At 44.0% G+C, this 19659-nt stretch carries 15 protein-coding genes; 7 read left to right on the forward strand and 8 right to left on the reverse strand.

Annotated elements, in window-relative coordinates:
- Positions 1 to 113 precede the first annotated feature (113 nt).
- The gene (locus DBX26_RS09630; RefSeq protein WP_014232500.1) at positions 114 to 1673 is read left to right on the forward strand and encodes a SulP family inorganic anion transporter; all 1560 of its coding nucleotides are present in this window, start codon (positions 114 to 116) and stop codon (positions 1671 to 1673) included.
- Positions 1674 to 1908: 235 nt separating this feature from the next.
- Here the strand turns inward: DBX26_RS09630 and DBX26_RS09635 are convergent, their stop codons facing one another.
- Positions 1909 to 2358 (reverse strand): low molecular weight protein-tyrosine-phosphatase, encoded by a 450-nt coding sequence (locus tag DBX26_RS09635; RefSeq protein ID WP_065299942.1) that lies wholly within the window; start codon positions 2356 to 2358, stop codon positions 1909 to 1911.
- Positions 2359 to 2480: 122 nt separating this feature from the next.
- Between DBX26_RS09635 and cobO the strand changes: the two genes are divergently transcribed.
- A complete protein-coding gene (gene cobO / locus DBX26_RS09640) occupies positions 2481 to 3086 on the forward strand; it encodes a cob(I)yrinic acid a,c-diamide adenosyltransferase (RefSeq protein ID WP_118118958.1) in 606 nt (201 codons plus the stop codon).
- 66 nt (positions 3087 to 3152) lie between these two features.
- Here cobO and DBX26_RS09645 read toward each other — a convergent pair whose 3' ends face one another.
- From DBX26_RS09645 to apbC, 3 genes are all read right to left on the reverse strand, one after another.
- Positions 3153 to 5228: an AsmA family protein gene (locus DBX26_RS09645; RefSeq protein WP_118118959.1), complete on the reverse strand. Its 2076-nt coding sequence runs from the start codon at positions 5226 to 5228 to the stop codon at positions 3153 to 3155.
- Between the two features lie 188 nt (positions 5229 to 5416).
- Complete coding sequence (gene udk / locus DBX26_RS09650) at positions 5417 to 6058, reverse strand: uridine kinase (RefSeq protein ID WP_014232504.1); 642 nt, start codon at positions 6056 to 6058, stop codon at positions 5417 to 5419.
- Between the two features lie 191 nt (positions 6059 to 6249).
- Positions 6250 to 7326 (reverse strand): iron-sulfur cluster carrier protein ApbC, encoded by a 1077-nt coding sequence (apbC, locus tag DBX26_RS09655; protein ID WP_118118960.1) that lies wholly within the window; start codon positions 7324 to 7326, stop codon positions 6250 to 6252.
- 161 nt (positions 7327 to 7487) lie between these two features.
- Here apbC and metG point away from each other — a divergent pair, with 161 nt between their 5' ends.
- Positions 7488 to 9563, forward strand: a complete 2076-nt coding sequence (gene metG / locus DBX26_RS09660; RefSeq protein ID WP_014232506.1) for a methionine--tRNA ligase — start codon at positions 7488 to 7490, stop codon at positions 9561 to 9563.
- A gap of 214 nt (positions 9564 to 9777) precedes the next feature.
- The gene (locus DBX26_RS09665) at positions 9778 to 10584 is read left to right on the forward strand and encodes a hypothetical protein (protein ID WP_014232507.1); all 807 of its coding nucleotides are present in this window, start codon (positions 9778 to 9780) and stop codon (positions 10582 to 10584) included.
- An 80-nt stretch (positions 10585 to 10664) separates the two neighbouring features.
- Here the strand turns inward: DBX26_RS09665 and fadR are convergent, their stop codons facing one another.
- Positions 10665 to 11504 carry a fatty acid metabolism transcriptional regulator FadR gene (gene fadR / locus DBX26_RS09670; protein WP_014232508.1) on the reverse strand — a complete coding sequence of 280 codons (840 nt, stop codon included), beginning with the start codon at positions 11502 to 11504 and terminating at the stop codon, positions 10665 to 10667.
- 641 nt (positions 11505 to 12145) lie between these two features.
- On the opposite strand from fadR, the gene nhaB reads away from it, so the two are divergent.
- On the forward strand, positions 12146 to 13732 hold the full coding sequence (nhaB, locus tag DBX26_RS09675) for a Na(+)/H(+) antiporter NhaB (protein ID WP_014232509.1): 1587 nt from the start codon (positions 12146 to 12148) through the stop codon (positions 13730 to 13732).
- Positions 13733 to 13814: 82 nt separating this feature from the next.
- The gene (gene dsbB, locus DBX26_RS09680; protein WP_024372816.1) at positions 13815 to 14351 is read left to right on the forward strand and encodes a disulfide bond formation protein DsbB; all 537 of its coding nucleotides are present in this window, start codon (positions 13815 to 13817) and stop codon (positions 14349 to 14351) included.
- A gap of 78 nt (positions 14352 to 14429) precedes the next feature.
- Here the strand turns inward: dsbB and DBX26_RS09685 are convergent, their stop codons facing one another.
- Positions 14430 to 15038, reverse strand: coding sequence for an SEC-C metal-binding domain-containing protein (locus DBX26_RS09685; RefSeq protein WP_118118961.1), 609 nt, complete (start codon positions 15036 to 15038; stop codon positions 14430 to 14432).
- A gap of 169 nt (positions 15039 to 15207) precedes the next feature.
- Between DBX26_RS09685 and dusC the strand changes: the two genes are divergently transcribed.
- Positions 15208 to 16176 (forward strand): tRNA dihydrouridine(16) synthase DusC, encoded by a 969-nt coding sequence (gene dusC / locus DBX26_RS09690; RefSeq protein WP_020335657.1) that lies wholly within the window; start codon positions 15208 to 15210, stop codon positions 16174 to 16176.
- A 49-nt stretch (positions 16177 to 16225) separates the two neighbouring features.
- Here the strand turns inward: dusC and DBX26_RS09695 are convergent, their stop codons facing one another.
- Entirely contained in the window at positions 16226 to 17689 is a 1464-nt protein-coding gene (locus DBX26_RS09695) for a diguanylate cyclase (RefSeq protein ID WP_118118963.1), read from the reverse strand.
- 77 nt (positions 17690 to 17766) lie between these two features.
- Positions 17767 to 19593, reverse strand: a complete 1827-nt coding sequence (malZ, locus tag DBX26_RS09700) for a maltodextrin glucosidase (protein ID WP_118118965.1) — start codon at positions 19591 to 19593, stop codon at positions 17767 to 17769.
- Positions 19594 to 19659 lie beyond the last annotated feature (66 nt).

Here is a 19659-nt window from a genome sequence, read left to right on the forward strand (position 1 = left end):
TTACTACTCCGATTTACACTGAGTGAGCGGATGACAAACCCACCTCTCAGTGGCTTGTGCAAATAAGAATATGTGTCGGGATAAACTCATCTCAACGAGAACTTAAAACAAACATGTTCGAATTTCCGCAATTTTCAAAGCACTCTGTAAAAAATGATGTGCTCTCAGGTTTGACCGTAGCGTTAGCATTGGTTCCTGAAGCAGTCGCATTCGCATTCGTTGCTGGTGTAGACCCAATGGTTGGTCTTTACGCTGCATTTATCGTTGGCTTGATCACTTCTATCTTTGGTGGTCGCCCAGGCATGATTTCCGGTGCAACAGGCGCAATGGCCGTTGTAATGGTATCTCTTGTTGCCAGCCACGGTGTCCAATACCTATTCGCAGCAATTATGCTCGCGGGTATTCTTCAGGTTGCCGCTGGTCTGTTCAAGTTAGGTAAGTTTATCCGAATCGTTCCTCACCCAGTGATGATCGGCTTCGTAAACGGCTTAGCTATCGTTATCTTCCTGGCTCAACTTGGCCAATTTAAAGCGCCTGACATCAACGGCATTTTGACTTGGTTACCACAAGACCAGATGATGCTAATGCTTGGTTTGGTTGCACTGACAATGGCAATCATTCATTTCTTACCTAAAATCACAACAGCAGTACCATCTTCGCTGGTCGCTATCGTAACGGTTACCGCGCTAGTGGTTGGTTTGGATCTTGAAACCCGTACCGTCGTTGACTTCTTGCGCACAATGTCTGGTGATGAAGCAGCAACCCTAGCGGGCTCTCTGCCAACATTCTCTATTCCAATGGTGCCATTCACGCTTGAAACTCTGCAAATCATCTTGCCTTACGCGATTATTTTGGCTGCAATCGGTCTGATCGAGTCACTATTGACGCTGACAGTATTGGATGAAATGACAAACACACGCGGCCAATCTAACCGTGAATGTATTGGCCAAGGCATGGCTAACATGACTTGTTCCGTATTCGGTGCGATGGGTGGTTGTGCGATGATTGGTCAATCGATGATCAACGTAAACTCAGGTGGCCGTGGTCGTCTTTCTGGTATCGTTGCCGCAGTTGCGTTGTTGATGTTTATTCTGTTCGCATCGTCGTTGATCGAGATGATTCCTCTCGCTGCACTTGTTGGTGTAATGTTTATGGTTGTCATAGGTACATTCGAATGGGCGACATTTAAACTGGCGCGCCGCGTACCAAAACAGGACTTCTTCGTTATCGTACTGGTTACTGTTGTGACCGTACTTACCGACCTGGCTGTTGCTGTAGGCGTCGGTGTTATCGCTTCTGCGCTTATGTTTGCCTGGCAGCATGCTAAGCACATCTACGCTGACACATGCCTGAACGAAGAAGGTTCAAAAGAATACAAAATCCATGGCCCTATCTTCTTTGGTTCTGCAGCGAACTTCCTTGAACTGTTCAACGCGCAAGACGACCCGAAAGATATTATTGTCGACTTTGCTGACTCACGAGTGACTGACCACTCGGCGATAGAAGCGATTGAAACGCTGGCAGAACGCTACGCGGTGCTTGGCAAGACACTTCATCTACGCCACTTAAGCCCGGATTGCCGTAAACTTCTCGATAAAGCGGGCAGTCTGGTAGAAATCAATGTTAAAGAAGACCCTAGCTACAAAGTTGCAACCGACTTGTTAGCCGGCTAATAGCATTGAAAAATAAATAGCAAAAGGGATGAGTCGAACTCATCCCTTTTTTATTTGGTTGGATATTATACCAATCGTAGTAAATACCTGGTCATTCTAGCTTGTTAAAACACTCGATAACTGCGTTATCATTTTTGATTGTAGAATAGCTACTTGTCGAAAAATTCTGCCTTGTTCTCAAGCATTTTTCCTACACTACTTCTGATCACTTACTTACTGTGATTGATATTAGAAGTTACAACTTCTTCAAAATGACTTCTGATGCCTCTTCAATTAAATCCAACACCAACTCGAAGCCATCGTCTCCACCGTAGTATGGGTCAGGAATTTCGTCATAGCTGGAATCAGAGTGGCTGAGAAACAACGAGAGTTTATGACGGTGTTCAACAGGACAACTATCCAAAAGATCAGCTAAATTGGCTTTGTCCGCCGCCAATACCATATCAAAGTACTCGAAGTCTTCACTTTTGACCTGACGTGCTTTCATGCCTTTAAAAGAGTAGCCTCGCAGTTTACCTGCCGCCATCGCGCGCGTGTCTGGTGAATTTCCTGCGTGATAACCAATTGTCCCTGCGGAATCAACCTCTACCGTAACACCAAGCTCTTTTGCTTTCGCTCTCATTACCGCCTCTCCGGTCGGTGAACGACAAATATTTCCCATACAAACAACGAGTATTCTCTTCATTTTATTCCCTGAATTATCGGTGGTTTTTCTGAATCACTTGTTGATCTATCATAGCGACATAATACGACTAGCCCAAGTTAACACCGAACCTTGGGTGTAATAAAAGGAATTGAGGTACTGATATGTCTATCGAAGAAAATAAAGAAGCCCGTCACAAGGCTCGCCAACAGAAAGTGAAAGAACAGGTAGACGCTAAAATCGCGGCCGCCCAGGAAGAAAAGGGCTTGCTCCTGATTATTACAGGAAATGGTAAAGGTAAATCGACGTCAGGCTTTGGTACGATTGCCCGTGCTGTAGGACATGGTTTGAATTGTGCTGTAGCTCAATTTATTAAAGGTACTTGGGATAACGGTGAACGTAACCTGCTTGAGAAATTAGGTGTTGAGTTTCAAGTTATGGCGACAGGCTTTACCTGGGAAACGCAAAACAAAGCGGCAGACACTGAAGCTGCGCAATTGGTCTGGCAAGAGTGTAAGCGCATGCTACAAGACGAATCGCTCGATGTCGTTCTGTTTGACGAACTGACTTACATGGTGAGTTACGGCTACATAGATTTAGACGAGGTTGTAGAAGCACTCAACAATCGCCCTAAAATGCAGTCCGTTGTCATCACAGGACGTGGCGCGCATCGTACATTGATTGAAATGGCCGACACCGTATCTGAAGTAAAAAACGTAAAACACGCTTTCGAGTCCGGCGTAAAAGCCTTGAAAGGTGTCGATTGGTAGTTTGACGACTAGCCATAAAAATAAAAAGGGTTGGCGATATGCCAACCCTTTACGTATTGAATGAAGTTAGTTAAACAAGTTTTTCAATAAACCATCAACCGCTTCTTTAGTCTTTTCGTCTTTGATCTTGTCCGTCAGTTTCTCTACACCACGGTCAATCTCTTTTTGTGCTTTTTGTTTCAGCACATCATCAAATACCAGTTTGAATTTAGGGTCTGCCCACTTACCAGACACATTGATTGGTATCGTAATGTCTTTCAGCTCATCGATATTCTTACCACCTTGCCCTTCTAACGTACCAACAATAGAAGTGCTGATAGTGAAATCGACGGTTTCGTTCAGGTAATTTGCCTTACCATTACCACGCACACGAAGCAGTGGTGACTGCGCCTTCATATCATCCGTGGATACCACGCCTTTGTTTAGCTTCAACGTCGCGGTCATTGCACTGAAGTCCGTTTTCTTCACTTCCTTCGTGCTTTCAACGGACTGACCTTTGAATTTTGCGTAGTTTTCTCGAATTAACTGTGCCACGTTAATGCCATGAACAGCACCATCAGCAAAGTTAATCGCCACTGTGCCCACTAGGTTCTGTTTAATACCCGTCGGTGTCAGGCTGCTACCTTTGACATTGACGTCTATATTACCGGTACCTTCCAACTTATCATTGTCTGCAACATCCACTAATAACGGCTGTACTTTCACACCTTTAATCGTACTAGTCGCAATGTATGTCGCTGGCGTTTTACGAGCATCCAACTGAGCTTTCGCGTTAATCGTGCCTTGATAAAGTTTCGAGCTGAATGAAGTGAGTTCAGCTACGCCACGGTTGACCGTAAAGCTTGCCTTCACGGCCTCCATTTTTGCGTTTGCCGCTTTGAATTTGTCTATCGAGATGTCACCTTTAACATCCAGCGTCTTCAGTGCTGACAAATCAGGCTCTACTTCAGGGCCAGTTTGGCTGGCTTCGCTAGTTGATGCCGATTTGTCACCAGATTGTTGGTTGAGGCCCAGGAATTCATCCAAATCAATATTTGGACTATGCAGCGCAAAACGAACTTTCGGGATATCGTTCAACGTCACATCCGCTTTGCCGTCTAGCTCGACAGAATTTGCTGTGAGCTTCTCCAACACAAAACTCAAGTGGCTTTTGTTCAGATCAAAAGACAAATCAGACAACATATCCACCTTCATTGGTGATTGAGGCAAAGTCTCACCTTCAAAAGTCGATTTAAGTGATAACTTGTCTAATTGTACTTTGCTGACCGCGTTGTCGATACTGAGCTGAGCGGCGCCTTGCATGTCAAACTTCATATCCGCAGCACTGCCTTTCAGGGCATAGCTAAGGTTATTAACGGTATCAAATGCAAAAGTATCCAAAGTGATGTTAGCCGTTTCGATATTGTTGCTTGGATCAGCGTAAGTGGCATCAAACTTGATGTTCTTCAGCTCGTAACTTGCAAGACCTTTAGCTAATTTAAAGTCTGCCTGACCTTGCGCGGTGAACTTCTGGTCATTCATCTCACCTTTTATACCGAAATCTGCTGTCGTCCAATTGTCAAAAGCAAATTCAGAAAGGTTGAGAGAAATATCATACAGCTTAGTGTAGCTGTCAGCTTGCTTGTCCTGAATCTCTAAAGAACCATTAGATACGGTGACACCAGCAAGGTTGATCGCCCAATCAGAATCTGACTGCTGAGTTTCTGTGCTCTGTTCCGATGCAGCACTATCCGTTTGTTGCGACTGTTGTGCTTTTGTCAGAGCATCAATGTTTTTGCTGCCATCCTGCTTGGTTTCAAGATAAAACTCGGCACCATCAAGTGTGACATTGCCAATTTCCAACTGCTTGCTGAACAACGGAGTAACCGACACATCTACGCTCACGGTATCCACTTTGAACAGATTTGGCTGACTGAACCCTTGTGGGTTTCTTAGCTCCGTACGACCTAGCTCAAGACCAATGGACGGGAAAAATTGCCAGCTTAGATCCCCTTCTATAACTAACTCCAATCCCGTTTGTTTTTGGGCTTGTTCAACGATAAGGGGCTTAAATTGATTAGGGTTTACAAAAATAGTTAAAGCGAGAATCGCCCCAACAACTAGCACAACTGGTATTGCAATAATTAAGAGCAGTTTCTTCATTTGTTTATCCTTGCTCGTGTGTTTTTAAATTCATAATAGTTGAATTGTTCTATCGCTGACAGTTCCGTGAAAGCGTTAATTTATCCTTTATTGTAGTGCAACTGATTAATTTAAAAACAAAAAAAAGAAGTAACACCTAAGGTGCCACTTCTTTTTACAAAAATAAAGCGATATAGCTGTTTAGAGGCTTATGCTTTCAAAAGTCTTGCAATATGAGCTTTAAGTACGTCAATCGCGATGCGGTTTTTACCACCACGAGGAACAATGATATCCGCATATTGCTTAGAAGGTTCGATAAACTGCATGAACATCGGACGCACTGTCTGTTGATATTGCTTTAGAACGGATTCCATTGTTCGGCCACGCTCTTCAACATCGCGCTTAACACGACGAAGCAGACAGATATCTAACGGCGTATCCATAAATACTGTCGCGTGCATTAGGTCACGTAAGCGAGGATCAGTAAGAAGAAGAATGCCTTCTAGAATAATGACCTTTTTAGGCGTCAATGTAGTGGTGTGACTTGTTCTGGTGTGCTCAGTGTAGCTGTACTCAGGTACTTCTACTGCTTCACCGCGAACCAACTTCTCAAGGTGCTCACACAGCAGATCGTGGTCTAACGCACTCGGGTGGTCGTAGTTAGTCTTTACTCGATCTTCCATGCTTAGGTGGCTTTGGTCGTTGTAGTAGCAATCTTCCGTGATGACACCGATTTGATGATCGCCTACTTTTTCGCGAAGCTCATTGTAAATGGTGCTCGCGATCAGACTTTTTCCAGAAGCAGAAGCGCCAGCAATACCTACGATGACGCAATGATTATTATCAGACATTAATTTGCACCCGATGATGATTTCTAGTGACATAAAAAGGTAAACCGCGTGATTATAGGGAGTTCACCTCTTAGTTACTAGCTGGAATTGGAGTTTAGTTGTAAGTTTCTAACGACCTGAAGGATTAACCTCCGGGCAAACGTTAAAATGCGCAACTTTCAACCACAAAACTTAACAAACTTAGTTAAGAATTAATTCACCATTGTAAAACTGATTGCATCTGGCTTGGCTTTGCCTTGCCAATACATCGTGCTGCATACACGATCTGCTAGCTGTTTATAATAGCCTGCATGCTCACTGTCTGGTCTTCTCGCAACCGTTGGGACCCCAGCATCAATGTCTTCTCGCATCGAGATATGCAATGGGATTTGGCCTAACAGCGCTAAACCAAACTCCTGACACATTTTCTCAGCACCACCCATACCAAAGATATGCTCAGTTGCTCCACATTGGCTACAGATGTGGTAGCTCATATTTTCAACCACACCCACAACAGGCACATTCACTTTGTTAAACATTGCTGCACCTTTACGTGCATCAGCCAATGCCAGGTCTTGTGGTGTCGTCACCAATACTGTTCCTGTTACTGGAATTTGCTGTGACAACGTAAGCTGTATATCCCCGGTACCTGGCGGCATGTCGATAACCAAGTAGTCCAACTCAGGCCAGTCGGTCTCGGTAAGCAATTGAGACAATGCTTTCGAGGCCATAGGACCACGCCAAATCGCCGCTTCAGACTTGTCCACGAGATAACCAATAGAATGAGTATAGATCCCATGAGCCAAAATAGGCTCCATCCATTTTGAATCACGAACTTCTGGTTTGGCATCTTCTTGACCAAGCATCATAGGGACCGAAGGACCATAGATGTCAGCATCCAGCAGACCAACTTTTGCACCGGATTGAGCAATCGCCAACGCTAAGTTTACTGCTGTGGTTGATTTACCTACGCCACCTTTGGCCGAACTGACCGCAATGATATTTTTTACGCCTTTAACGCTATTGGTCACGTGGGTTTCCAGCGCTTTAACACTCAATTCAATTTGAAACGCAAACTCAGGCACAGCCCCGGAGCTTTGCTGCTGCGTAACCCATTGGTGTAGCGAAGTTTTAAGCTCATTACTTGCAAATGGCAAAGTAATATCAACACCACCTTGTGCTGTTATCGTTACGACACCATTAATATCTGACCAATTTTCCACCAACAATGGGTGTTGAAATTGATTAAACCAATCACAAAAATCTTGTTTTGAAGTGAACTGATGCATACGCCCTCCTTTTGAGTCCCATGCTACCACCGACCTATCGTAATCAGAACCCCAAAAAAACTAAGGCATTCCGCAGTTTGACACCTTGGAGTTAGTGAGCTCATGCGGTAGTATTATCCATCAAAAATCTTTATACCTATCAAGAAAAGCGAATATTAAGTATGGCAAACGATCCAAGACCTCTTTCTTCAAGAAAAATGCTGGTAACTTGTGCCCTTCCGTACGCTAACGGTTCGATCCACCTTGGCCACATGCTTGAGCATATCCAAGCGGACATTTGGGTTCGTTACCAACGCCTACGCGGCAACACTGTAAACTTCATCTGTGCTGACGATGCTCACGGCACGCCAATCATGCTTAAAGCGCAACAGATGGGTATTACTCCTGAAGAGATGATTGCCGCAGTTAGCGAAGAGCATCAAAAAGACTTTGCTGGCTTTGATATCAGCTTTGATAACTACCACAGCACGCACTCAGAAGAGAACCGCGAGCTGGCTTCGCATATCTACCTTGAGCTGAAGAAAAACGGCTTTATCTCTAGCCGCACTATTTCTCAGCTATTCGATCCAGAAAAAGAAATGTTCCTACCGGACCGTTTTGTAAAAGGTACGTGCCCTAAATGTAAGTCTGAAGACCAGTACGGTGACAACTGTGACAACTGTGGTGAGACCTACAGCCCGACAGAACTGATCAATCCTAAATCTGCCGTTTCTGGTGCAACTCCAGTAATGAAAGATTCTGAGCACTTCTTCTTCGACCTGCCTCAGTTTGAAAGCATGCTAAAAGAGTGGACTCGCTCTGGCTCTCTGCAATCTGAAACCGCAAACAAGATGCAAGAGTGGTTTGAATCTGGCCTGCAACAATGGGACATCTCGCGTGATGCGCCTTACTTTGGTTTCGAGATCCCAGGTGAGAAAAACAAGTTCTTCTACGTATGGCTAGACGCACCTATCGGCTACATGGGTTCTTTCAAAAACCTATGTGACAAGCGCGACGATCTAGACTTCGACGAGTACTGGAATAAAGACAGCTCAGCTGAACTGTACCACTTCATCGGTAAAGACATTGTTTACTTCCACAGCCTATTCTGGCCAGCAATGCTAGACGGTTCTGGCTTCCGCAAGCCGAACAACGTATTCGTACACGGTTACGTAACCGTCAACGGTGCGAAAATGTCTAAGTCTAAAGGTACCTTCGTCAAAGCGAGCACTTACCTAGAGCACCTAGACCCAGAATGTCTGCGTTACTACTACGCTGCGAAGCTAAACAGCCGTATCGATGACCTGGACCTTAACCTTGAAGACTTCACTCAGCGCGTAAACGCTGACGTTGTAAACAAGATCGTTAACCTGGCATCACGTAACGCTGGCTTCATTGCAAAACGTTTTGAAGGCAAGTTATCTGACAACTTTGCAGAGCCTGAGCTGTACAACGAGTTCGTTGCTGCGGCTGACCGTATCGCTGAGCTTTACGAAACGCGTGAATTTGGTCGTGCAATCCGTGAAATCACTGCGCTAGCAGACAAAGCAAACCAATATGTTGACGAAAAAGCACCATGGGTTGTAGCGAAGGAAGAAGGCAAAGATCAGGAACTACAAGAAATCTGTTCTGTGGGTATCAACCTGTTCCGCGTGCTAATGACTTACCTAAAACCAGTAATGCCAGCACTTGCTGCACGTACTGAAGCGTTCCTAAACCAAGAACTGACTTGGGAAAACATCGCTGCGCCGCTAACAGGTCACGAAATCACTAAGTTCAAAGCACTGTTCAACCGTATTGATCCTAAGAACATCGAAGCGATGATCGAAGCGTCAAAAGAAGATGCGGCGGCAGAAATGGCGGCGAAAGAGAAAGCCGAAGCAGAAAAGAACAAGGCTAGCCAAACTGAACTAGACAAAGATCCAATCGCAGAAGAGATTGAGTTCGACGCTTTTGCTGCAGTGGATATGCGTATCGCTCGAATCATCTCTTGTGAAGAAGTGCCAAAAGCAAACAAACTGCTTAAATTCCAGCTAGATATCGGTGGTGAAACTCGCCAAGTGTTCTCTGGCATCAAGTCAGCGTACAAACCTGAAGAGCTAGAAGGCAAGCTAACGGTAATGGTAGCAAATCTCAAACCTCGTAAGATGAAGTTTGGTATGTCAGAAGGCATGATCCTAGCAGCGGGCCCTGGTGGCAGCGACCTATGGATCCTTGAGCCACACGAAGGCGCTCAACCTGGCATGCGCGTAATGTAATCATTAACGCGTTAAAGCTAACGACCTTGATAAATCCCCGCCAAACTGGTGGGGATTTTTTGATCAATTTCACAATACTGTGCATTTATCGCACCAAAAACGAGCAAAAATAACAATATAGGTCTATCTGGCCCTGTTTATATGCACCATTGGTTGGGAATAATTTTTGCATGACTACCTTAGCTAGGTCTTAAGAACTAACAAGGAGTTAGTCATGTTTGTTTTGATTTCGACATTACTGTCTATAGTAATTCTCGCTGGTATTTACCACCTCTCATCTAAACGAGAGCAGCAACATGCAAGTAAATATCAGTTACTAACACTACTACGTGATGTAGTGCACCTACTTCGTCGTCACCGTGCCGCGACACACTACTCTATTCAATTCAACAAAAATAAAGAACAGGAAATAGAGGATCTTAATCAGGCTTTGACTCAGAAACTGTATCTTCTTGTGGAATCATCTCGCTCAGAAAACAAGCCTATGTATCGAGTCTTGCAGATAAACGTAAACAAAATGCTTGAGCAGTGGCAAGACAACAGTGTGGCTCGTAATCAGATGGAACATGGTAAGCTAATCCGTCACTGCCTGTTCTTAATGGATGAAGTCACCATAGCTTGGCTAGCTATTGAGCAAAGAGACGAACTCCATGACGAGTACCATATTAGCTGGCAGGCCATCATTGATAATCTCGAAACACTCACTCAGTTACGAATTTGTATCAGAGATTTTGATGATGTGTCCGATCAGGAGCGTTTAAAGAATACGGCCGCTATTATGCTTCGTAAGCTCAATCAATTAGCCGTAATCGCCCCACTCAGTATAGCGTCACCAGTCGCAGTACGTTCTATACAGGCTCTCCACGACTATGTTGAAGATAGAGTCACAGGGCTGACCGAAGAGGAGCTATACAATATTACCTCGGATTTATCGTTGACGATTTTTAATACGTACGACCATGTACTTTCAACGATAGTTGAAGAACTTTACTTACCTCTTCCCAGACTCACACTAGCGTAATCAACACCACTGAAAAGAAGACAATAAAAAACCGCAGACTAAGTCTGCGGCTTTTCAGAACCATGAGTAAGTATTAAAACTTAGCTATCATCTTCAGTAAAGCTAGTTGGTAACTGCTTCTTCATTTCGTTCCAGATCAAAGCGCTTTCTATACCGTAGTGGCGAATAACAACAGGAAGCTGATCACGCTCCGCATTTTCACACGTTTCCAGAAGCTGACGGTAGAATTTCAACGCCAACTCGCGTGAAGCCGGATTTGAGAAGTAGTAGCTGCCGACACGGTCATACAGCTTTTTCAATCCGTTAAAGATAAGACCGTAAATCTGGTTGCCAGAATGGAATGCTAAACGCTGGAACAACATATAGTCGTAGAAGTTGAACGTTTTAGCGATAAGGATCTCTTGTCGCTTCGCCTCGTCTTTTTCGTTCTCTTCTTTAACGTTCTGCAGCACCTTGTCTGCATACGGAGAAGAGGCGATAAATTCATCCCAAGACGGGGCATTCATAAGCGCTTCACAAGACTCAATCACGTTCTTGATCGTACGCTCAGAGCTTTCTTTATTCATCTTGAACGCGTAACGCATGAAGATTGGGCTGATGTTAGTGCGTGCTGCAAGCAGGTCTTCTACAATATTCGTTGCGTTATCGACATCCAGGGTCATCAACGTATCCAAAATATGCAGACCTGACGTCTCCATGAATTGGTTTACTTTTGTTGGTTTGCCATGCTGGATGGTCAACCATCCATCACGTGCTAATCGTTGAAGAACCTCTCGCAACGTCGTGCGCGTAACACCGATCAGTTCAGACAGCTCACGCTCAGCAGGTAAAATTGAGCCCGGAGGAAAACGGCCGTTCCAAATGCTCTCGATAATGTACTTTTCTGCAAATCCAGCAGGGCTTTTCGCCTTTATGACCATTCTACGTTTTATCCAATATTGATTTTTGAGGGTCGATACTACTCATCATACCACTAGTTAACGGTTTGAGAAAACTAACGAAGAATATTTGAAACACCCCACAAGTAGAGCAAAAACTCTACAAGTAGTCTCAATAGTGAATCATCGTTAACGTACCTATAACAAGTAAAACCAACATTTTACTTAAAAAGTACTAGTCATAATTTCCCTGAAAGTAACGAAACTTTCGTCACATTTTTATATTCAGAATATGAAAAATTAATTTGTATCCACTCAATAAATTTCTCAGTTAAATTATATTTTTTCGTATCTAGTCATCATTTAGAATCCCAAAAGGAGTTTTCTAAAACTTTCATGATATAATAATGCACGTTCGCTCGCGCTCTTACATTAAAAAAGTTGTTTAAGTCAGAAGCCTTAAGCTTTGTTATTGACTAATAAAAACCTGCGTGTAGAGTTTGCGATCGAAAGTGAGCGGTGCTTAAGTTCAAAGGAAGTAACTTGGCAAGACTACAATAAAACAAAGGATTGTTGTTTTACTAAGTTACTGTTTTAAAAGACTAGCTAATAAGTCTAACAAACAAGTACTTATGCACTATTTCGTAGTGTCTATTCATAAATTTATTATAAAGAGATTTATCATGCCGATATCGCTCGGAAACGCTTTTATCAAGAACTTTCTAGGTAAAGCGCCTGATTGGTACAAAGTTGCCATTATAGCCTTCTTAATAATTAACCCTCTTGTTTTCTTTTTTGTCAGTCCATTTATTGCAGGTTGGTTGCTGGTCGCTGAATTTATTTTCACGCTAGCAATGGCATTAAAATGCTATCCACTACAACCGGGTGGTTTACTAGCAATAGAAGCCATAGCAATTGGGATGACTAGCCCTGCACAAGTGAAGCATGAATTGGTAGCGAATATTGAAGTGTTACTACTTCTAATATTCATGGTTGCTGGCATTTACTTCATGAAACACCTTCTGCTGTTTATTTTTACCAAAATATTACTTGGCATTCGCTCAAAAACGCTACTGTCACTCGCATTCTGTTTTGCTGCGGCATTTTTGTCCGCGTTCTTGGATGCACTGACCGTTATCGCCGTTGTTATCAGCGTAGCAGTGGGCTTCTACTCGATTTACCACAAAGTGGCTTCAGGAAACCCTATTGGTGACCATGACCATACACAAGATGACACCATCACCGAGCTGACTCGTGATGACTTAGAAAACTACCGCGCATTTTTACGTTCATTGCTAATGCACGCAGGTGTGGGTACCGCACTTGGTGGTGTAACCACTATGGTTGGTGAACCTCAGAACCTGATTATTGCCGACCAAGCAGGTTGGTTTTTTGGCGAATTCCTGATTCGTATGTCGCCAGTTACTTTACCCGTACTCTTCTGTGGCCTCATTACTTGTGCGCTCGTAGAAAAACTAAAAGTCTTTGGATATGGCTCAAAACTGCCAAACAATGTTCGCCAGATTCTCGTGGACTACGACCGCGAAGAGCGTAAAACTCGTACCAAACAAGATGTGGCGAAGCTATGGGTGCAGGGCTTTATCGCAGTATGGCTAATTGTGGCTCTCGCACTACACTTAGCGGCAGTTGGTCTGATTGGTCTGTCGGTGATTATTCTTGCGACCTCGTTTACTGGTGTTATTGATGAGCACTCGATGGGTAAAGCGTTTGAAGAAGCTCTACCTTTCACCTCCCTACTTGCGGTGTTCTTCTCTATCGTTGCCGTCATCATCGACCAACAGCTATTTAAACCCGTTATTGATGCCGTACTTGCTGTAGAAGACAAAGGGACACAGCTCGCTCTGTTCTATGTCGCCAACGGCTTACTATCCATGGTTTCGGACAACGTGTTTGTTGGTACGGTTTACATTAACGAAGTGAAAACCGCTCTTGTTGAAGGCTTGATTACTCGTGAGCAGTTCGATTTGCTGGCTGTGGCTATCAACACAGGTACTAACCTGCCTTCAGTTGCAACGCCAAACGGACAAGCAGCGTTCCTATTCTTGCTGACTTCAGCACTTGCACCACTTATTCGCCTTTCTTATGGTCGAATGGTTATCATGGCATTGCCTTATACCGTAGTGTTGGCAATTGTAGGTCTGATGGGGATTATGTTCTTCTTAGAACCAGCAACCGCGTCTTTCTACGAAGCGGGCTGGATAACTCTGCACAATGTTGATTTAACTCCAGCAGTATCTGGCGGACATTAATATTTAAGTTGATTAAGAAACTTATACACGATAAAAAGCTCTGAGTAATCAGAGCTTTTTATTTTCAGACAGGATTGAAACCGTGAATATTTTTAGATCACTAAACCAGTTTTCCAAGGGGCGCTTATCTTGGATGCTTCTTCTCTTGTTTATCATTTTCTTTGAAGCATGTGCCCTCTACTTTCAGCATGTCATGATGTTGGCACCGTGTGTAATGTGTATTTACGAGCGAGTGGCTATGCTGGGCATTGGCGGAGCTGCAATTATCGGGTTTATTTCACCGAGTAACCCACTCTTCCGATGGCTAGGTTTGATCGCATGGGGACTTAGTGCCTACAAAGGCTTGTTGCTCGCGCTACAGCACGTCGATTATCAGTTCAATCCATCGCCATTTGCTACCTGTGACGTATTCGTGACTTTCCCAAGCTGGGCACCGCTGAACCAGTGGGCACCTTGGATGTTTGAAGCCTATGGCGATTGTTCTGAGATTGTGTGGCAGTTCTTAACGCTATCCATGCCACAGTGGTTAGCAGTTATTTTTGCAGGTAATCTGGTCTTTCTCGCTCTGGTCGTGATTGCCCAGTTTTTCCCAGCAAGACGTAAGAACCCAATTCTTTAAAACATAAACCCAAATAACGATAAAGCCGACCTCGTGGTCGGCTTTATTAATCTTAGGTATTAAATCAGAACAACCTGATTACTTACCACAACACTGCTTGAATTTTTTGCCACTCTCACATGGGCAAGGATCGTTACGACCCACACCTTTAAATGGATTGAGACTCTTTGCTTTGTTCCCAACCATGAGCTCGTCTGCACCCAATGCCGCCTCACTGATCATCAAGTCAAGTTGATCAATCAAATCACTCAGTGCCGGTGGATTTTCAATACCTGCATCACGCATCTGTTGTTGAGTCGTAGATTCATCGATCGCTAGCATCATCGTCGTGAGCAAAGCTTGCAGCATGCGCTGTAAACCGTCATTGAGCTCGGTACCTTGCCACTGTTCTTCAATCATCGGCCAAACCGACATGAATCCTTCAGCGAAATCAGCCAGTTGCTCGGAATTATTGTCTGTAAGAGCAAGTACTGAATACTCGTTACGCAGAATGCGGTTGTGCTGCTTGTGAATCTGCTCTTCAACCACGGGTTGAATGGCTTTAAAATCAGCGCCTAGTAGCGGCTCTAACCAAGTCTCTGGTGCCAAGGGCTTAGTGGTCAGGTTTGCAGCTAACACAGCCCCTTCAATAAACAGTGAAGATTCATCTAGTTGAACCTCACCCTTTTCAATCAATGTATATTGCATGACATCTGGTTTCCCATAAATTTGCCGGCATTATACCCCAGAGCTTTAACTCAAGTAACCTCGGCATACCGGTTTGATAAATTTGCGCGCTTCGAGTCTTTTAATGACAAACTAGGCTTACATCGCTACAATCGCCCTCCTTTTATCACCAAACTGTACTAGGCAAACTATGCGAGTTGTATTAGGCCCAATGGAAGGCGTTTTAGACCATTTGATGCGCCAAATTTTGACCGAAATAAACGACTATGATCTCTGCGTTACTGAATTCGTTCGAGTTATCGATCAGTTATTACCGGATCACGTATTCCATCGTTTGTGTCCGGAGCTTCTGCAAGGATCTCAAACTGCATCTGGTGTACCAGTACATGTTCAATTGTTAGGTCAAGAACCAAACTGGATGGCCGAGAACGCTATCAAAGCGGCTGAGCTTGGCGCTCGTGGTATCGATATCAACTTTGGCTGCCCAGCAAAAATGGTGAACAAAAGTAAAGGTGGCGCAGCACTTCTTCAACATCCAGAGTTGATTCACCAAGTCGTAAAAGCATGCCGTGAAGCGGTTCCTGAAAACATCCCGGTTAGCGCGAAAATCCGCCTGGGTTGGGAAAACCCTGAAGATTGCTTTGAGATTGTCGATGCGATCCAGTCGGCCGGTGCAAATGAACTAACGGTCCACGCTCGCACAAAGCAAGGCGGCTATAAAGCATCGGAGATCAAATGGGAATACATTACGAAGATCCGCGAGCGATTCTCTATTCCATTAATTGCTAATGGGGAAATCTGGAACCACGAAGATGGTCAACGCTGCATTGAAACCACAGGTGTTGATTCCCTCATGGTTTGCCGAGGCGCATTTAACATTCCAAATTTAGGCAATATGGTTAAACACAACCACCAGCCTATGTCCTGGCCAGAAGTAGTTGAATTGCTGATTTACTACTCTAAGTTCGAAATGAAAGGCGACAAAGGGCTGTACTACCCGAACCGAGTTAAACAATGGTTCGCTTATTTGCGTCAATCTTACCCAGAAGCTCAAGATTTGTTCCGTGAAATCCGCACCTTTAATAAAGCCGCGCCCATCGTTGAACATATTCAACGATATCGCGATGAATTGGTGCAAGCGACATCAAAAGTGGCTTAAGTCTTTAAACATTCAAAAGGGCGACAATTCGCCCTTTTTTACATCCATTTCAGCACGCATAACAAATTTGATTTTTTCCGCTATGCTTTGCCTGATACAACTTTTCATCCGCCGCTTTAAATAACTCATCAAAGCTTTTATCTCCGCCTTCTGAACAGAAAACAACGCCTCCTGATACGGTGAATCCACTGCTAGTGACACGTGTCGAGCGCTCTACGATGGTTTTTCTTACTCGTTCGAGTATCCTCATCATCGACTCACTGTCTTCGCCATATATCGCTAACACAAACTCTTCGCCTCCAAAACGAGAGGCCACATCGGTATGGCGTATATTCTCACGTATACACTTAGCGACAAGTTGAATGGCAATATCACCCACATCGTGACCGTAATTGTCATTAATTGCTTTGAAGTTATCGATATCAAAAACCGCTAATGCAACCTTCTGTTTGGTCATTTTATTGCGCCAAACCGCTTCCATCCCTCGACGGTTCAATAACCCGGTCATCGGGTCTTTTGCAGCAAGATCTTTAAAATAACGTCGTTCAGTGTGCATATTGACGTAAAAAATCACGATAGTGCAGAGAACATAAATAAACAGCGCGACAATAATGCTGTACTTTTGGAACACGACTAAGTTTTTAATCTCGCTCCACAAATTGTACTCATAATAAAGGCGGTGGTTGGCGCTCAAACGCTCTAGATCAATGGTTTCAATTCGAACGGCATTTTTAGGAAGCGCTTCAATGTTCGAAACTAAATGCAACTTGCCCGCAAAACGCGCCGTGCTGTTAAGCAGTAAATCCAAATTAAAGTCGATAGACAACGCGCCTTGATGAACACCGTTCTCATAGTAAGGCACTGCCAATGTAATGACTTTCCCTTGCATCGAATCTAGGACGGGTCCCGGCCCAGCTAAAGTAATATTAACCTTGTCCTGAGCAGTTTTTTGCCAGAACGGACGTGCCTTCAATGTTAGTAAAAGCTCTTTTGTGACGTTCTTCGCGTAGGTGTCAGGCGACGAAATAATGTATCCGCGCTTATCAATGTAATGAATCCCAACGATGTGAGGCTCTATATCATGAAGAAAAGACAGCGATGGTGCGAAGCCCGCTTTTTGCTCCGCTAATTTGTTAATTTCAGAGCCTTTTTCGCATAAGTTCTTAATACCCACTAGCATGTACTCAAGCTCTGACGGCGGGTTACTTTCATCGACATCTTGTGCCCTTGACATTTGAATGGGCCAAATGTAGCAAAAGCCGTCTTTCACTAAGTAACTATGACCGCCAGATAATGGGTTCTCTTTATTGGTAAAGTTACTGAAACTGTAATCAAGTGCAGTGAGGACCTTCATACCGCGAACGATCGCACGCTCAATCCGCGCATACTCGCTATCTAAGTTGCGGTTAACCGCGTCGTAATAGTTTTTGGCACTGACAAGTAACACCACCACAAATAAAGTAAGCGGGAAAAAAATAACAAATGAGTTGCTAAAACGTCTTTTATTAAACATTCAGTACCATAAGTAAGAGGATGGATGTTGAAGTGAACGAACATATTCAACTACTTTAATAAAGGTAGACAACAGTGTCACTTTAGCCGCCATATTTTACCGCTCTCCGCAGGAAGATTAATGCTAAGGCTATTCTTATAATCAATGACTTCACGGTCATCCAATATGTTGTGCAAGCTTTTCGCACTCAGACCTAACTGCCATAGTGGTAGTTCAATACTCACTGCTTTTTCACTGGTGTTGATTGCAACAATGACCGCTTCATCTTTCAACTGTCTCGCATATACCAACGCGTCATTATGGCAATAAAGCCATTGAATACTGCCGGATTGTAGGCATTTGAACTTTTTACGAATCTCTATCCAGCGTCGATAAATACCCAACCATTCAGAGTTCGCCACTTCATGCCAAGGGAAACAACGTCGGTTATCAGGATCTAATCCGCCTTCCAGCCCAACTTCGCTGCCGTAATAAAGGCAAGGTGTACCGACATAAGTCATTAACAAAGTCAGCGCGATGTGCATTTTGTCTTCGCTACGGCTTACAAGAGTGATGAACCGCGCCGTATCATGGCTATCAAGTTGATTGAGTTGGGATAGCTGGTTCGCAAATGGAATCTTCGTTCTTGCTTCATCTAACCACTCTTTGAACTCTAATGCATTGATCTGGATAGGATCGTACATGATATCTTGCTTGGCAATAAATGCTCTTACGGGATGAGCAAAGCCGTAATAATTCATTGCTCCATCTTCTTGATCACCCTGTAGCCACTGAGTTGCCTCAAAAAAATGTTCTCCAAGGACATAGGCATTCGGGTTCACCGACTTTGTTGCTTTACGGAACGCTTCAACGTAATGAGCGTTATTTTTCGCCCCTACTCCCTCTCCGAGCATATGAATCACATCAAAGCGCCAGCCATCAACTGAGTAAGGGGCTTTTAGCCAGTGTTTGATCACCGCATGTTTGCCTTGATAAATGTAATCCCGCACCTCTTTATTCTCGAAGTTCAACACAGGTAAACTACTGATACCTTTCCAGCCGATGTAATGATTGCTGTCATCGTCAAAGAAATAGTAATTGCGATACTTCGAAGCAGGATGGCCATACGCCCCATCACCTTCCATTTTCACATCAAACCAAGGATGGTGAACTGAAGTGTGATTAAATACTGCATCCAAAACAATTTTCATTTGCTTAGAACGTATCTTGTTGCACAACTGAGCAAACTGCTCATTGCTTCCAAACATTGGGTCTATGTTGAAATAGTCAGTGGTGTCGTATTTATGGTTACTCGGAGAGCGGAAGACCGGATTGAAATACAAAGCTGTCACGCCCAGATTTTCAAGATAATCCAGTTTCTGCTCAACGCCGTTCAGGTCGCCACCAAAAAACTCTTTGGCTCCGGTATTCTGGTGCTCCCCAACCGCTTCCCCCCATGACTTTACTATCGCTTCAGGATTGTATTCGCCGTAGGCGTGCCGAATCGATTTTTCATCCTTACTTGGAGCAAAACGGTCTGGAAAAATTTGGTAGAAGATCTGCTGTTGTACCCATGAAGGTGGCTGGTTATTCACATTCAATTTAAAGTGAAACTCTTTTGATGGAATACGCGACTGTACGCCCCTTCCATCTAGCCAAAACTGCTGCTCGCCCAGAACGAGTTTAAATACGTAGTGAGAGACATCTCGGTCTTTATTAGGGGCAAAGGTTGCTTTCCAGAGTTTTAGTTCTCCTGAAGTTCCCGCCGGATGCATTTCAGTCAGATATTCTTCGTTATCAGGCTCGGAGCGAACATAGACACGATCAAAATCCAGGCTCGCCGTCTTAAGCGTGACCGTTATAGCTTCTTCGTTGAAAGAAAGACCATCCAACGTCTGACTGTGGAAAATGAAAGGAAGGGTCATAGCAAATATTCCTGTAGCGGGCATATGCGATGACTTTACTATAGCAAGAATAAAAATCCTCCTTGT

It is taken from the genome of Vibrio sp. dhg (assembly GCF_003443775.1).
GTDB lineage: Bacteria > Pseudomonadota > Gammaproteobacteria > Enterobacterales > Vibrionaceae > Vibrio > Vibrio natriegens.

Coding starts and splice junctions, on each gene's coding strand:
- DBX26_RS09645 (WP_118118959.1), bottom strand. CDS start 5,228: ATGAAGAAACTGCTCTTAATTATTGCAATACCAGTTGTGCTAGTTGTT.
- nhaB (WP_014232509.1), top strand. CDS start 12,146: ATGCCGATATCGCTCGGAAACGCTTTTATCAAGAACTTTCTAGGTAAA.
- dusC (WP_020335657.1), top strand. CDS start 15,208: ATGCGAGTTGTATTAGGCCCAATGGAAGGCGTTTTAGACCATTTGATG.
- DBX26_RS09665 (WP_014232507.1), top strand. CDS start 9,778: ATGTTTGTTTTGATTTCGACATTACTGTCTATAGTAATTCTCGCTGGT.
- apbC (WP_118118960.1), bottom strand. CDS start 7,326: ATGCATCAGTTCACTTCAAAACAAGATTTTTGTGATTGGTTTAATCAA.
- DBX26_RS09685 (WP_118118961.1), bottom strand. CDS start 15,038: ATGCAATATACATTGATTGAAAAGGGTGAGGTTCAACTAGATGAATCT.
- udk (WP_014232504.1), bottom strand. CDS start 6,058: ATGTCTGATAATAATCATTGCGTCATCGTAGGTATTGCTGGCGCTTCT.
- fadR (WP_014232508.1), bottom strand. CDS start 11,504: ATGGTCATAAAGGCGAAAAGCCCTGCTGGATTTGCAGAAAAGTACATT.
- metG (WP_014232506.1), top strand. CDS start 7,488: ATGGCAAACGATCCAAGACCTCTTTCTTCAAGAAAAATGCTGGTAACT.
- cobO (WP_118118958.1), top strand. CDS start 2,481: ATGTCTATCGAAGAAAATAAAGAAGCCCGTCACAAGGCTCGCCAACAG.
- DBX26_RS09695 (WP_118118963.1), bottom strand. CDS start 17,689: ATGTTTAATAAAAGACGTTTTAGCAACTCATTTGTTATTTTTTTCCCG.
- DBX26_RS09635 (WP_065299942.1), bottom strand. CDS start 2,358: ATGAAGAGAATACTCGTTGTTTGTATGGGAAATATTTGTCGTTCACCG.
- malZ (WP_118118965.1), bottom strand. CDS start 19,593: ATGACCCTTCCTTTCATTTTCCACAGTCAGACGTTGGATGGTCTTTCT.
- DBX26_RS09630 (WP_014232500.1), top strand. CDS start 114: ATGTTCGAATTTCCGCAATTTTCAAAGCACTCTGTAAAAAATGATGTG.